The organism is Aeromonas veronii (assembly GCF_040215105.1).
In the GTDB taxonomy this organism is placed as follows: domain Bacteria; phylum Pseudomonadota; class Gammaproteobacteria; order Enterobacterales; family Aeromonadaceae; genus Aeromonas; species Aeromonas veronii_G.
Genome location: NZ_CP157875.1, coordinates 3455186 through 3469294 on the forward strand (window position 1 = coordinate 3455186; position 14109 = coordinate 3469294).

Annotated in this window: 13 protein-coding genes; 11 read left to right on the forward strand and 2 right to left on the reverse strand. The window is 62.6% G+C overall.

Annotated elements, in window-relative coordinates:
* The first annotated feature begins 132 nt into the window (after window positions 1-132).
* From mrdA to ABNP46_RS15935, 9 genes are all read left to right on the forward strand, one after another.
* Window positions 133-2055: a penicillin-binding protein 2 gene (gene mrdA / locus ABNP46_RS15895; RefSeq protein ID WP_349922519.1), complete on the forward strand. Its 1923-nt coding sequence runs from the start codon at window positions 133-135 to the stop codon at window positions 2053-2055.
* Between the two features lie 95 nt (window positions 2056-2150).
* Window positions 2151-3254, forward strand: a complete 1104-nt coding sequence (gene rodA, locus ABNP46_RS15900; RefSeq protein WP_349919128.1) for a rod shape-determining protein RodA — start codon at window positions 2151-2153, stop codon at window positions 3252-3254.
* A complete protein-coding gene (gene mltB, locus ABNP46_RS15905) occupies window positions 3254-4252 on the forward strand; it encodes a lytic murein transglycosylase B (RefSeq protein WP_349919130.1) in 999 nt (332 codons plus the stop codon). Before rodA ends, mltB begins: the two co-directional genes overlap by 1 nt.
* Entirely contained in the window at window positions 4194-5132 is a 939-nt protein-coding gene (locus ABNP46_RS15910; RefSeq protein ID WP_349919132.1) for a septal ring lytic transglycosylase RlpA family protein, read from the forward strand. The genes mltB and ABNP46_RS15910 overlap by 59 nt, the downstream gene beginning before the upstream one ends.
* Window positions 5133-5294: 162 nt before the next feature.
* Entirely contained in the window at window positions 5295-6524 is a 1230-nt protein-coding gene (locus ABNP46_RS15915; protein WP_349919134.1) for a D-alanyl-D-alanine carboxypeptidase family protein, read from the forward strand.
* A gap of 263 nt (window positions 6525-6787) precedes the next feature.
* Window positions 6788-7051: a DUF493 family protein YbeD gene (gene ybeD, locus ABNP46_RS15920; protein WP_349919136.1), complete on the forward strand. Its 264-nt coding sequence runs from the start codon at window positions 6788-6790 to the stop codon at window positions 7049-7051.
* 81 nt (window positions 7052-7132) lie between these two features.
* A complete protein-coding gene (gene lipB / locus ABNP46_RS15925) occupies window positions 7133-7810 on the forward strand; it encodes a lipoyl(octanoyl) transferase LipB (protein WP_349919138.1) in 678 nt (225 codons plus the stop codon).
* A gap of 79 nt (window positions 7811-7889) precedes the next feature.
* On the forward strand, window positions 7890-8855 hold the full coding sequence (lipA, locus tag ABNP46_RS15930) for a lipoyl synthase (RefSeq protein ID WP_349919140.1): 966 nt from the start codon (window positions 7890-7892) through the stop codon (window positions 8853-8855).
* A gap of 156 nt (window positions 8856-9011) precedes the next feature.
* Entirely contained in the window at window positions 9012-9518 is a 507-nt protein-coding gene (locus ABNP46_RS15935) for a GNAT family N-acetyltransferase (protein ID WP_349919141.1), read from the forward strand.
* Window positions 9519-9713: 195 nt separating this feature from the next.
* Here the strand turns inward: ABNP46_RS15935 and recJ are convergent, their stop codons facing one another.
* Complete coding sequence (gene recJ / locus ABNP46_RS15940) at window positions 9714-11444, reverse strand: single-stranded-DNA-specific exonuclease RecJ (RefSeq protein ID WP_349919143.1); 1731 nt, start codon at window positions 11442-11444, stop codon at window positions 9714-9716.
* A gap of 397 nt (window positions 11445-11841) precedes the next feature.
* On the opposite strand from recJ, the gene mscL reads away from it, so the two are divergent.
* Window positions 11842-12249, forward strand: coding sequence for a large-conductance mechanosensitive channel protein MscL (gene mscL, locus ABNP46_RS15945; protein ID WP_349919145.1), 408 nt, complete (start codon window positions 11842-11844; stop codon window positions 12247-12249).
* Window positions 12250-12317: 68 nt separating this feature from the next.
* On the opposite strand, the gene xerD is transcribed toward mscL, so the two are convergent.
* Window positions 12318-13229: a site-specific tyrosine recombinase XerD gene (gene xerD, locus ABNP46_RS15950; protein ID WP_349919147.1), complete on the reverse strand. Its 912-nt coding sequence runs from the start codon at window positions 13227-13229 to the stop codon at window positions 12318-12320.
* Window positions 13230-13423: 194 nt separating this feature from the next.
* On the opposite strand from xerD, the gene fldB reads away from it, so the two are divergent.
* A complete protein-coding gene (fldB, locus tag ABNP46_RS15955) occupies window positions 13424-13942 on the forward strand; it encodes a flavodoxin FldB (RefSeq protein WP_349919148.1) in 519 nt (172 codons plus the stop codon).
* Window positions 13943-14109 lie beyond the last annotated feature (167 nt).

The window sequence follows — 14109 nt, forward strand, 5'->3', positions numbered from 1 at the left end:
GCGCATCACCCTACCATGTCATCCATATCACAGAGAGTGAAGCATGTTTTCCCTGCACCGCCTCTCCCGTTGTATTCATGGCACCAGACTCCGGTCTGGTGCCATCGCTCATAAGGTAGCGGCATGCTGAAGATGAAGAATCGCATCGAGATGCGCGATCACAGCGCCGAAGGACGGCTGTTCTTCCGGCGCACCCTGGTCGCCTACATCGGCATGGTGGTACTCATGCTGGTGCTGCTCGGCAACCTCTATTACCTGCAAGTAGAGTCTTACGATACCTATCAGACCCGTTCCAACGACAACCGGATCCGGGTCGTACCCGTGGCGCCGCCGCGGGGCCTCATCTATGACGCCAACGGCGTGCTACTGGCGGAGAACCGCCCCGTCTACAGCCTGGAAATAGTGCCAGAAGAGACCGACGATCTGGAGAAGACCGCGGACGCCCTCATCGAGCTGCTGAAGCTGCCGGAAGGAACCAAGGAGAAGTTCCTGGCCGAGGTCAAGCGCCAGCGCCGCTTCAAGCCGGTGCCCCTGTTCGAGAAGCTGACCGAGTATCAGGTCGCCCTCTTCTCGGTCAATCAGCACAACTATCCGGGGGCCAGCATCGAGGCCTACCTCAAGCGTTACTATCCGTTTGGGGATACCCTCACCCACGCCCTCGGTTATGTGGCCAAGATCAACACCCGCGATGTGGAGCGCCTCGAGAAGGAGGACAAGCTCGCCAACTATGCCGCCACCAAGGACATCGGCAAGCAGGGGGTGGAGAAATTCTATGAGGATCAGCTGCACGGCGTGGCGGGTTATCAGGAGGTCGAGGTCAACAACCGCGGCCGGGTGGTGCGCACCCTCAAGTTCCAGCCTCCCGAGCCCGGCAAGGACATCTACCTCAACATCGATATCCGCCTGCAGTTGAAGGCCCAGGAGCTCTTGGCCGGTCGCCGTGGCGCCATCGTCATGATGGAGCCGAACACCGGCGCCATTCTGGCCATGGAGTCGAGCCCGAGCTATGACCCCAACCTGTTCGTGACCGGTATCTCCAGCACCAACTACTCGGCGCTGCTCAATGACCCCGCTCGTCCGCTGGTGAACCGTACCACCCAGGGGATCTACGCCCCCGCCTCCACCGTCAAACCCATGATGGCGGTGATGGGGCTCAACGAGGGGGCCATCACCCCGAACTACCGCTACTTCGGCGGACCCAGTTTCTCCATCCCGGGCACCACCAAGAAGTTCCGGGACTGGCGGCGCTGGGGTCACGGCTGGCTCGATGTCTATCGCGCCATCGAGGTGTCAGCGGACACTTACTTCTACGATCTCGCCTACCGGGTCGGCATCGACAAGATCAACAGCTACATGACCAAGTTCGGCTTCGGTCAATACAGCGGTGTCGATCTCTACGAAGAGACCAAGGGGGTCATGCCGTCCCGTGACTGGAAGATGGCACGCTGGCGTCAACCCTGGTATCAGGGGGACACCATCTCCATCGGCATCGGTCAGGGCTACTGGAGCTCGACCCCGATCCAGCTGGCCAAGGCGATCAGCATATTGACCCAGAACGGCCACGACGTGACACCGCACCTGCTCAAGAGCACCGCCTCGGCAGAGGGCGTGGTCAATGCCCCCATCAATCCGAACATCGCGATCAAGGCCAAGAGCGACACCTACTGGCAAGTGGCCAAGGACGGTATGTGGCGCGTCATCAACGGCCACGAGGGGACGGGTCGGCGCGCCTTTGCCAACACCCCCTATGTGGCGGCGGGCAAGTCAGGCACCGCCCAGGTCGTGGGGCTGAAAGAGAATCAGGTCTACAACGCGGCCACCACCAAGGTGGAGCACCGTGACAACGCCCTGTTCGTCGCCTTCGCCCCCTTCGATGCTCCCAAGGCCGTGGTCGCCCTGGTGCTGGAGAACGCCGGTGGCGGCAGCGCCATGGGGGCGCCGGTCGCCCGCCACATGCTGGACGCCTACCTGCTGCCGCCCGAGCCCCAGTTGCCACCGGCTCCCCAGCCGTCAGCCCCTGGCGCGGCCCCCAGCGGAGCAACCCCCAGTGAGTAAGACAATGCAGGGACAACGCCTTGACCCCCAGTGGCAGATCAGCTTGCCACTGGCTCTTCTCACCCCCTCATTGATGCAGAACGAGGTCTCCTCCCATGAGTAACTCCGCCCGCCAGCAGAGCATCTGGTACCGGCTGCATATCGACCTGCCGCTGCTGCTCGGCCTGCTGGCCCTGATGACCCTCTCCATGGTGGTGCTCTACTCCGCCTCGGGTCAGGATTTTGATTCCATCGTGCGCCAGCTGGTGCGCGGTGGCCTGGCGTTCGCCCTGATGATAGGCCTGGCCCAGTTGCCGCCGTCCCTCTATGCGCGCTGGTCCGTGCCGCTGTTCGTCGTGGTGGTGGTGCTGCTCATCGCGGTGGACGTATTCGGCCACATCGGCAAGGGGGCGCAGCGCTGGCTCGATCTCGGCTTCATGAAGTTCCAGCCCTCCGAGGTGATGAAGCTCTCCATGCCCATCATGGTGGCCGCCTGGCTCAGTCGTCACTCCCTGCCTCCCAAATTCAGCCACGTGTTGATCGCTCTGGTGATGGTGTTGCTGCCCACCCTGCTCATCGCGGCCCAGCCCGATCTCGGCACCTCCATCCTGGTGGCCGCTTCCGGCTTCTTCGTCATCTTCCTGGCAGGGATCAGCTGGTGGCTCATCGGACTGGCGGCCGTGCTCATCGCCGCCTTCATGCCGGTACTCTGGTTCTTCCTGATGCACGACTACCAGCGCCAGCGGGTGCTGATGCTGCTGGATCCGGAGAAAGACCCCCTCGGCCGCGGCTATCACATCATCCAGTCCAAGATAGCCATCGGCTCCGGCGGCGTATTCGGCAAGGGCTGGCTGCAGGGCACCCAGTCCCAGCTGGAATTTCTGCCTGAGCGTCACACCGACTTTATCTTCGCGGTATTCAGCGAGGAGTTTGGCCTGGTGGGGGTTGCCCTGCTGCTGGTGATCTATCTCTACATCATCAGCCGTTGCCTGTTCATCTCCATGCAGGCCCAGAACAGCTTCGAACGCCTGCTCGGCGGCGCCCTGACCCTCACCTTCTTCGTCTATGTGTTCGTCAACATGGGCATGGTGAGCGGCATCCTGCCGGTGGTGGGGGTACCCCTGCCTCTGGTGAGTTACGGCGGTACCTCAATGGTGACCCTGATGGCGGGCTTCGGCATCCTGATGTCCATCCAGACCCACAGACGATTGCTCGCCTGATGAGAACCTGCTGGCTGGCGCTCTGCCTCTTTTCGCTCGCGGCAGGGGCGAACGTCTCTCCCGAGCGGCTGGCCGAGCTGGCCAGCCAGCAGCAGGTCCCCCTCGCGGCACTGCAGGATGCCACCGCCAAGGCCCAGCTGCGTCAGGAGATCCTCGATACCATAGCCCGCCCCTGGGAGGCCAAACCCTGGCATCGCTACCGGCCGCTGTTCGTCACCCCCGAACGGATCCGGGACGGGCTCGCGTTCTGGCAGCGCCACGCCGCCCTGCTGACCCAGGCGGAGCAGACTTACAGGGTACCGGCACCGGTCATCGTCGCCATCATCGGTATCGAGACCTTCTATGGCCGCCAGATGGGCCGCCACTCGGTGCTCGACAGCCTCTATACCCTGGGTTTTCACTACCCGGAGCGCAGCGATTTCTTTGCCAAGGAGTTTGCCCAGCTGGTTTTGCTGGCGCGGGAAGAGAAGTGGCCGCTCACCTCATTGAAGGGCTCCTACGCCGGGGCCATGGGCATGGGGCAGTTCATGCCCTCCAGCTATCGCCACTACGCCGTCGATTTTGACGGGGATGGCAAGCGGGACCTGTTTGCCAATCCGGCTGACGCCATCGGCAGCGTGGCCAACTACTTTGCCGAACATAAATGGCGCTGGGGAGAACCCGTGGTCGAACCCGCCTTGATCGGGCTGGCGCCTGTGAGTACTCTGCTGACACCCGGCCCCGAGTTCAGCCAGCAGTGGCAGGAGCTTGCCGCCGCCGGCATCGAACTCGCCGCCCCACCGGCCCCGGACACGCCAGTCAAGCTGCTGGCATTGGAGCAGGCGGACGGGCCCGAATACTGGGTCGCGCGCCACAATTTTTATGTGATCACCCGCTATAACCGCAGCCCTCTCTATGCGATGGCGGTGCATCAACTCAGCCAAGCAATCCAGGACGCTTATGCATTACAGCCACAGACTTCTTCCCCTCAGCCTGACCTTGTTGCTGGCCGCCTGTAGCAGCCAGCCAGAGCCACAGCCCCTTCCCGAAGCGCCCGTCCAGCAGGAAAAGCCGCAAGTCATCGAGATCCCCCAGGCCACCGGCGCCATCCCGCGCCCCGAGCCCCTGAGTGCGAGCGGCAACCGTGACTACTGGATCGGCAAGCAGAAGTACGAGGTGTGGCGCGACATCAAGCACTATCAGGAAGAGGGGACAGCCAGCTGGCTCTCCCAGGATCTGGATGGCCAGAAGACCGCCAACGGCGATTTGCAAGACAGCAAACTGTTCAGCGCCGCCCATCGCAACCTGCCGCTGCCGAGCTATGTGCGGGTCACCAACCTCGGCAACGGGCTGGAGACGATCGTGCGCATCAACGATCGCGGCCCCTTCGGCAGCGATCGCCTCATCGACCTCTCCCACGCCGCCGCCAAGCAGCTCGACATGGTGGAAGGGGGAGAGGCCCGGGTGCGACTTGAGCTCATCAGCGACACCCCGGATCAGATGGTGGAGATGGTGCCCATGACGCCGATGCAGCCCATGCAACCGGCCGCGCAGGCCGACAATGCACTCCTGGAACCCACACCTGCCGCACCGGCGCCCGCCCCCAAGGCCGTGCCTGCCGCGACCATCAAGCCGGTCGCCACGGCGACCACCTCGGTCACGGCGACTCAGGCCACCGGCGGTCAGGGCAAGATGATCCAGGTGCTGGCGAGCGGCTCCCAGCCCAGAGCCGAGGCCATGGGCAAGGTGATGACCCAGCGCTACGGGGTGCCCTATCAGGTGGTGGCCCATGACGCCATCTTCCGGGTCCTGCTGGGGCCGGTTGCCAGCGACCAGCAAGCCGCCCTGCTTGAGCAGATCCGCCAGGGTGGGCTGGAGCAGGCCTTTATCGTTCCCTGATGAGCGCGGCATCACGTCGTATCCCGGCGTGATGCCGCCCATCGGGCCAGAAAATCCCGGCCAGATCGCATGTCGGGCTATGACCGACGGGCACATCTGGTATAGTGAAGCCCGCTTTTTTTAACATTGGGTCTACCCCATCCAGGCACCAGGAATTTCAAGATGTCCAAATTTGCCCGCTCCGTCATTCTGGCCTCCCTGTTAAGCGCCACCGCCCAGGCCAATCAGCCAGTGCCGACACCGGATTCAGCTCTGCCGTCTGCCCAGCCGGTCCCGACCCTGAACTCCGCCCCCATGGTCGTGCCTGCCGCGCCGGAAATCGCCGCCAAGGCTCACATCCTGATCGACTACTACTCCGGTCAGGTACTGGCCGAGCAGAACGCCGAAGAGCGTCTGCCGCCCGCCAGTCTGACCAAGATGATGACCTCCTACATCATTGGCCAGGAGCTGGCCAAGGGGAACATCAAGCGTACCGACATGGTGACCATCAGCCAGAACGCCTGGTCCAAGAACTACTCCGACTCCTCCAAGATGTTCATCGAGGTGGGCAAGCAGGTCTCCGTCGATGATCTCAACAAGGGCATCATCATCCAGTCCGGCAACGACGCCTGCGTCGCCATGGCCGAATACCTGGCAGGCAGCACCGACTCCTTCGCCAGCCTGATGAACAGCTGGGCCGCCAAGCTCGGCATGAACGACAGCCACTTCATGAACCCCCACGGCCTGGATGCCGAAGGGCACTACAGTACCGCCCACGACATGGCGCGCCTGGGTCAGGCCCTCATCCGCGATCTGCCGGAGGAGTACAAGATCTACGCCCAGAAGTCCTTCGTCTTCAATGGCATCACCCAGCACAACCGCAACCGTCTGCTGTGGGATCAATCCCTGCAGGTGGATGGCATCAAGACCGGTCACGTCAGCCAGGTCGGCTACAACCTGGTCTCCTCCGCCACCAACAATGAAGGCATGCGCCTGATCGCCGTGGTGCTGGGCGCCGGCAGCGAAGCCACCCGCGCCGCCGAGAGCAAGAAGCTGCTCACCTACGGTTTCCGCTTCTTCCAGAGCCTGACCCCGTACAAGGCCGGCACCGAGCTGGTGACCCAGAAGATCTGGATGGGTGACAAGTCCGAGGTGAAACTCGGTGTGGATCAGGACGTCTCCGTACTGGTGACCCGTGGTCAGGGCAACAACCTCAAGGCCGACTTCCAGCTCGAGAGCGAGCTGAAGGCACCGCTGGCCAAGGGTCAACGCGTCGGTACCGTCTTCCTCAAGCAGGGTGACAAGGAGATCAAGCAGGTTCCCCTGGTCGCCCTGGAAGAGGTACAGGAAGGTGGCCTGATGAGTCGCCTGTGGGATTACGTGGTGTTGCTGGTTTCCAGCTGGTTCAAGTGATCCACGCACAATATTGACCAAACAGCGGCGCCAACAGGCGCCGCTGCTGCCTTTGGCCTGTCCAACCAGTCAATAACCCTGCAAACTGCAGGTTCCGCCGACAAGGGATTTGTGGTAAAAAGCAGCACTTCCACGACTTGTCACCTCCCCCGGGCCTTGATCCCGGCGTGGGCCGTGCCCATATTGACAGGAACTGGCGGCCCCAAGGGGCCATGCAAGATCAAAGATAACGTCGCCTCGTGGACGACGAAAAAGGTGAGCAAATGAATACCAAGTTTGATGAACTGCTGGAGTTCCCCTGCAAGTTCCCGTTCAAGGTGCTCGGCGTGGCCGACCCTGCCCTGCCAGACATGGTGGTCGAAGTGCTGCAGCAGCACGCTCCCGGCACCTACAGCCCGACCGTTCAACCCAGCTCCAAGGGCAACTATCACTCGGTCCGGGTGACCGTTACCGCCCAGAGCAAGGAACACATCGAGACCATGTACGCCGCCCTTGGCAAGATTGAGCTGGTTCGCTACGTCCTGTAAATCGCCTCTCTCGCCCCGCCCAGGGGCGAGTGATTATTGCGTGTCCGGTTTTCCGGTTAAAGCGCCCGTCAGTGAGGAAAGATGTCACTTCAAACGCCTGCTCAGCCAGCGCTGCTCGTCAGACAGCTTGGTCGCCGCCCCTACCAGCCGGTGTGGGATGCCATGAAGGCTTTCACCGACAGTCGCACCCCCGATACCCCGGACGAGTTCTGGGTGGTGGAGCACGATCCCGTCTACACCCAGGGGCAGGCCGGCAAGGCCGAGCATCTGCTCGCCCCCGGTGACATTCCCGTGGTGCAGAGCGATCGCGGGGGCCAGGTGACCTATCACGGCCCGGGCCAGCTGGTGCTCTACGTGCTGGTGGACGTGCGTCGCAGCAAGCTGACGGTACGCGAGCTGGTCACCTGCCTCGAGACCGCCATCATCAATACCCTGGCCAAGAGCGATATTTCGGCCTATGCCAAACCGGATGCGCCGGGTGTCTATGTGAAGAATGCACAGGGGATGGAAGCCAAGCTGGCCTCCCTGGGGCTGCGTATTCGCAAGGGCTGCTCCTTCCACGGGCTGGCACTGAACGTTGACATGGACATGACCCCCTTCCTGCGCATCAACCCGTGCGGCTATGCGGGCATGAGCATGACCCAGACCAGTGCCCTCGGCGGCCCGAAGAGCGTAGCCGAGGCGCAATCCCTGCTGGTGGTGGAGCTGGCCAGGCTGATCGGCTACCAGACGATCACCAATACCGAAGCGGCGGCATGAACAGACCCATGCTGCGCGGTCATGAGGGCCTGGGCCCGATGACCATCAATCAGACAATAACAAACACCGAGAGTGAATCATGAGCAAACCCGTTCGTATGGAGCCGGGCGTCAAGCTGCGCGATGGCGACAAGATGGCCCTGATCCCGGTGAAATTCATGCCGGATCCCGACGAAGAAGTGCTGCGCAAGCCGGACTGGATGCGGATCAAGCTGCCGCCGTCCAGCCAGAAAATCGAGCACATCAAGAGCACCCTGCGCAAGAACAAGCTGCACTCGGTGTGTGAAGAGGCCTCCTGCCCCAACCTGGCGGAGTGCTTCAACCACGGCACCGCCACCTTCATGATCATGGGCGCCATCTGTACCCGTCGCTGCCCCTTCTGCGACGTCGCCCACGGTCGCCCGCTGGCGCTGGATCCCGATGAGCCGAAGAAGCTGGCACTGACCATCAAGGAGATGGGCCTCAAGTACGTGGTGATCACCTCGGTGGACCGCGATGACTTGCGTGACGGCGGTGCCCAGCACTTCGCCGACTGCATCAAGCAGATCCGCGAGCACAGCCCCCAGACCCGCATCGAGATCCTGACCCCGGACTTCCGTGGCCGGATGGAGCAGGCGCTGGAGGTATTCCGCGAGACCCCGCCGGACGTCTTCAACCACAACCTGGAAACCGCCCCGCGCATGTACCGGGTCGCCCGCCCGGGCGCCGACTACAAGTGGTCCCTGGAGCTCTTGCGTCGCATCAAGGAGATGCACCCCCATGTGCCGACCAAGTCCGGCGTCATGATGGGTCTGGGTGAGACCAACGAGGAGATAGTGCAGGTGCTGACCGACCTGCGCGAGCACGGCGTCAATATGCTGACCCTGGGCCAGTATCTGCAGCCGAGCCGTCACCACCTGCCGGTCAAGCGCTACGTGCCGCCCGCAGAGTTCGACGAGCTCAAAGAGGTCGCCATGGGGCTGGGCTTCTCCCACGCCGCCTGTGGCCCCTTCGTGCGCTCCTCCTATCACGCGGATCTGCAAGCCAAGGGCGAAGAGGTCAAATAACCTCTCACGCCAGGGGAGCACTCCCCATGATAAAAAAGAGCGCCTTATGGCGCTCTTTTTCATTGAGGACTTCGGACTTGGCACTCCCGTCCCCCTTGGCGGGTGCCGGGTTCCGGGGTTAAGGTAGCGACTCCTTTTCTTTGAGCGAGGCACAGGATGCCCATCCCTATCGTTCATCTGATCCCCATGAGTGAGGCGGATTTCCCCGCCTATCGCGACTACTTCATCGACGACTACGCCCAGGATCTCGCCAGCAATCACAGGTTGTCCCTCGCAGAAGCCCATCAGCAGGCCGGGGACGCTTTGCAACAGTACCTGCCGCAAGGTGCCGCCACGCCGGGCGAGAGCCTGCTCTGCATCATCCCTGTCAGTGACAGTGCCGAGAGCGCTATCGCATCGACAGCGACCATCGCCGGCTATCTCTGGCACCGCATCGACACCGCCGCTCACACCACCTTTATCTATGACTTCTACATACTGCCAACTCATCGCAAACTGGGGTATGGCAAGGCCGCCATGGCGGCACTGGAGGCCGAGTTGAAGCGCCTTGGCATCAGCCTGATCAAGCTGAGGGTCGCTTATGACAACCCCAGAGCCAGGGCGCTCTACCAGGAGATTGGCTTTCACATCACGGGTTACAACATGGCCAAGACTCTGAGTTGATGGCCCCCGCCATCCACTCTCTTTCGTCATGTCATGGTGAGCCGACGCTCACAGCGAGACCCAGTCAAAGACGTGAAGCCCAGCGACATCAGCCCCGCCACGGATAGACAGGTCAGCCCGGTCTAGCCATTTCCCATAACAAAACGGCCACCCAGGGGTGGCCGTTTTGCGAGAAGTGCATTGAACTGACGACGACTAGCTGCCGGCGGCTTCCAGATGCTCCACCAGCAGTTGCACGCTGCGATTGCCCCGCCACTCGTTCACATCGAGGCGATAGACCAGCCGCACCCGCTTCACCGACGCATCGGGCCAGCGTTTGAGATCGACCCCGAAGGCGATGGCATCCACCGCGTGGCCGGAGTCCGTGGTCAGCATCATCTTGAGGTGCTTCTCCCCCACCAGCCGCTGCTGTACCAGCACGAATTCACCGTCGAACAACGGTTCGGGGAAGGCCTGTCCCCAGGGGCCGGAGGCACGGATGAGCTCCGCCAGCTCCAGGCTCAGTTCATCGGAGAGCAGCTCGCCATCGGTGAGCAGTACCCCGGTCAGCAGCTCCGGGGTCACCAGCTCGCCGATGATGGCCTCGAAGGCGCGGCCAAAGGCCTCGACATTGGCCTTGGGCAGGGTCAGCCCCGCCGCCATGGCGTGGCCGCCGAACTTGCCCATCAGGCCGGGATGGCGAGTATCGAGCAGCTCCAGCGCGTCGCGCAGGTGCACACCCGGGATGGAGCGCCCCGACCCCTTGAGCTCGCTATCGCTGCTCTCGGCGAAGGCGATCACCGGTCGGTAGTACTTCTCCTTGATCTTGGACGCCACCAGCCCCACCACCCCCTGATGCCATTCGTCCCGGTGCAGCACTATGCCGTTTGGCACCTCGCCATCCCGGAAACGGATCTGTTCCAGGGTGGCGAGGGCCTCCTGCTGCATGCCCTGCTCTATCTCCTTGCGCTCCTGGTTGAGACTGTCCATCTCGGCGGCAAGCTGGCGCGCCAGATTGATGTCATCGCACAGCAAACAGGCGACCCCGAGGGACATGTCATCGAGGCGACCCACCGCATTGAGGCGCGGCCCGAGTGCAAAGCCGAGATCGGCGGCACAGAGGCGCCGGCCATCCCGGCCCGACACGTCCACCAGCGCCTGGATGCCGGGGCGACAGCGACCGGCCCGGATCCGCTGCAGACCCTGATGCACTAGGATGCGGTTGTTGCCATCGAGCGCCACCACGTCGGCGACGGTGCCAAGGGCCACCAGATCCAGGTAATCCGCCACATTGGGAGGGCGAATGCCCAGACGCTCGTACCAGCCGCTCTGCCGCAGGTGGGTGTTGAGGGCCGCCATCAGGTAGAAGGCAACGCCGACCCCGGCCAGGGATTTCGAAGGGAAGTCGCAGCCACGCTGGTTGGGGTTCACGATGGCGTCGGCATCCGGCAGATCCTGACCCGGCAGGTGATGATCGGTGACCAGAACCTGCATGCCGGCGGCCTTGGCCGCCGCGACCCCGGCGATGCTGGAGATACCGTTGTCCACCGTAACAAGAAACTCTGCCCGGCGAGCTATTGCCAGTTCAACTATCTCTGGCGTGAGGCCATAGCCGAATTCAAAGCGGTTGGGGACCAGAAAGTCGACATGTTCCGCGCCCATGGCCCGCAGCGCCAATACGCAGAGAGCCGAGCTGGTGGCGCCGTCACAGTCGAAATCGCCGACGATCAGGATCCGCTTTTGGGCCGTCAGCGCCGCCGCCAGCAGGGGCACCGCCTGCGCCATGCCAAACAGGCGCTGGGGGGGCAGCAGATGGCTGGCACGGCGCTCCAGCAGAGCGGGATCCACGACCCCGCGACTCGCGAAGATCTGGCGCAGCAACGGATGCAGGTTGGCGGGAAGGTGGGAGTCATCCACCCGGGGACGACGACGAATTTGCAGGGGCATCGATAACATCCAGTAGCGTGAGCAATGGTTCAGGGCAGCATGAGGGGAAGACCTCCCCGAGCCTGCCTTGAGGCCGAGCCCTGGCTCGGGCCGACACATAGGAGAGAGAGGATCGCATCATCGGCCGCCACAGTGCAACCCGACAGGGGCCAACAATCTCCTCTGCGGTGACCCATTCCCCCGACAGGCGAACTGTGTGCAAATGGTTAATCAGCAATGAGTTAATAATGCCGGATGTTAAAAATTCCTATTCAGGAAGGTTGCCAATTGGACCGAGGCCCCGCAAGCTTATCGGGACGACAGGAAACACGATGGTCATCCCTCTGTTTTCCTGATGCTTTATTATTCAAATCGAGGGGCGGTAGCGGCCGCCCACATCCCATTTTTGGAGGGGAACATGAGTCTGATTCAAGAGTTCAAGGCCTTTGCGGCCAGAGGTAACGTCATCGATATGGCGGTCGGTATCATCATAGGTGCCGCCTTCGGCAAGATAGTCTCCTCCTTCGTGGGAGACGTCATCATGCCCCCCATCGGCCTCATCCTGGGCGGGGTGGATTTCAGCGATCTCGCCGTGACCCTGAAAGCCGCCGAAGGGGATGTGCCCGCCGTGGTGATCGCCTACGGCAAGTTCATCCAGACCATCATCGACTTCCTGATCATCTCCTTCGCCATCTTCATGGGGCTCAAGGCCATCAATACCCTGAAGAAGAAGCAGGAAGAGGCCGCGGCCCCCGCCGGTCCCACCAAGGATCAGGAGCTGCTGACCGAGATCCGGGATCTGCTCAAATCCCAGCAGGGCAAGTAAGCCCGCCTCCTGTCGTGCATTGAAAAAACCGCCTGCTGGCGGTTTTTTTATGGGCATAACCCTGGTGCTCAGGCCCTGGGATGGTGCTCACCGTGCAACGCCTTGAGCCGCTCATTGGCCACATGGGTGTAGATCTGGGTGGTGGAGAGATCCGCGTGCCCCAGCAGCATCTGCACCACCCGCAGGTCGGCGCCGTGATTGAGCAGGTGAGTGGCGAAGGCGTGACGCAGGGTATGGGGGGAGAGCTCACCCCGGATCCCGGCGCGCTGGGCATAGATCTTGATGCGGTGCCAGAAGGTCTGACGGGTCATCATCCTCGCCTGCTTGGAGGGGAAAACCACATCCGAGCTGGTGCCGCCGAGCAGCAGGGTGCGCCCCTCCCTGAAGTAGCGCTCTAGCCAGTGAATGGCCTCCTCTCCCATGGGCACCAGCCGCTCCTTGTTGCCCTTGCCGACGACCCGCACCAGCCCCTGGCGCAGGCTGACGTGTTCGGCGGTGAGCCCCACCAGCTCGGAGACCCGCAGGCCGGTGGCGTAGAGCAGCTCCAGCATGGCCCTGTCCCGCAGCTCCAGCGGGTCGTCCACCAGGGGGGATTGCAACAGGGCCTCCACCTCGGCCTCGCTCAAGTCGGCGGGCAGCTTCTTGGGCAGCTTGGGCCCCTCCAGCAGCACGGTGGGATCGTCGGTTCTCAGTTTCTCCCGATTGAGGTACTGATAAAAACGGCGCAGGGCCGACAAGAAACGGGCCGTAGAGCTCGGGGCAAACTGCTGATCTACCCGCCAGGCGAGGTAGTGCTGGATATCGTCGATGTTCGCCAGCAGCAGGGAGCTGCCCGCCTTGTCGAGCCAGAGCGCAAACTTCTCCAGATCGGTGCGATAGGAGCTGACCGTGTTGTCCGACAGTCCACGCTCCAGCCAGAGGGCGTCGAGGAACGGCTCTATCAGGGGGTGATCGTGCTGGGCGGGGGCTGGCTTGGTCATGGGGCTACTGTCTTTGGCAAACGAGGGGCCATTGTAGCGCGACCCGCCGCCCTAGGCACAGGTCATGACAGACGCCTCTTGCCCGATGAAGGGCGGCCGGCAATCTGCTAGACTGGCGCTCTTCCCCCGGGCCACCCTCAGGGTCCCGGCACCGGCAGCCCCACCGGCGGCCTACAGCGTTCAAGAGAAGTACGATGAAGATAGGTTTGTTTTACGGCTCCACCACCTGCTACACCGAGATGGCTGCCGAGAAGATCCGTGCCCTCATCGGCCCGGAGCTGGTCGATCTCCATAACATCAAGGATGTGCCGCTGGCCCGCATGCAGGAGTACGACATCCTGATCCTCGGTATCTCCACCTGGGATTTCGGCGAGCTGCAGGAAGACTGGGAATCCCGCTGGGAAGACATCCAGGACCTCGAACTGGAGGGTCGCATCATCGCCCTGTTCGGCATGGGGGATCAGCTCGGCTATGGGGAGTGGTATCAGGATGCCCTCGGCATGCTGCACGATCAGCTGCTGCCCAAGGGGGTCAAGCTGGTGGGCTACTGGCCCAATGAAGGCTACGAGTTCGACGCCTCCAAGGCACTGATCGACGATGGCCGTCACTTCGTCGGCCTCGCCCTCGACGATGCCAACCAGTACGACCAGACGGATTCCCGCATCGAGCAGTGGGTCGACCAGATCCTGGGTGAGATCCACGAGCTGCTGTAATCCAGCGCAGCGCCCGGCAGTGAGCATCACCTCGTCCCCTGCCTGACCCCAGAATTCCCCCGTTCCGAGCGGCCAGCTGGCGGCTCGGACGTATATGGCACACCTGTTTTTTCAATCGGGCTCATCGCCTGCCGAGTAGCGACAATTTCATGCTGGTCTGCAACAAT

Excerpts from the sequence above, each read along its gene's own strand:
- mrdA (WP_349922519.1), top strand. The coding sequence starts at position 133 with ATGAAGAATCGCATCGAGATGCGCGATCACAGCGCCGAAGGACGGCTG.
- rodA (WP_349919128.1), top strand. The coding sequence starts at position 2,151 with ATGAGTAACTCCGCCCGCCAGCAGAGCATCTGGTACCGGCTGCATATC.
- mltB (WP_349919130.1), top strand. The coding sequence starts at position 3,254 with ATGAGAACCTGCTGGCTGGCGCTCTGCCTCTTTTCGCTCGCGGCAGGG.
- ABNP46_RS15910 (WP_349919132.1), top strand. The coding sequence starts at position 4,194 with ATGCATTACAGCCACAGACTTCTTCCCCTCAGCCTGACCTTGTTGCTG.
- ABNP46_RS15915 (WP_349919134.1), top strand. The coding sequence starts at position 5,295 with ATGTCCAAATTTGCCCGCTCCGTCATTCTGGCCTCCCTGTTAAGCGCC.
- ybeD (WP_349919136.1), top strand. The coding sequence starts at position 6,788 with ATGAATACCAAGTTTGATGAACTGCTGGAGTTCCCCTGCAAGTTCCCG.
- lipB (WP_349919138.1), top strand. The coding sequence starts at position 7,133 with ATGTCACTTCAAACGCCTGCTCAGCCAGCGCTGCTCGTCAGACAGCTT.
- lipA (WP_349919140.1), top strand. The coding sequence starts at position 7,890 with ATGAGCAAACCCGTTCGTATGGAGCCGGGCGTCAAGCTGCGCGATGGC.
- ABNP46_RS15935 (WP_349919141.1), top strand. The coding sequence starts at position 9,012 with ATGCCCATCCCTATCGTTCATCTGATCCCCATGAGTGAGGCGGATTTC.
- recJ (WP_349919143.1), bottom strand. The coding sequence starts at position 11,444 with ATGCCCCTGCAAATTCGTCGTCGTCCCCGGGTGGATGACTCCCACCTT.
- mscL (WP_349919145.1), top strand. The coding sequence starts at position 11,842 with ATGAGTCTGATTCAAGAGTTCAAGGCCTTTGCGGCCAGAGGTAACGTC.
- xerD (WP_349919147.1), bottom strand. The coding sequence starts at position 13,229 with ATGACCAAGCCAGCCCCCGCCCAGCACGATCACCCCCTGATAGAGCCG.
- fldB (WP_349919148.1), top strand. The coding sequence starts at position 13,424 with ATGAAGATAGGTTTGTTTTACGGCTCCACCACCTGCTACACCGAGATG.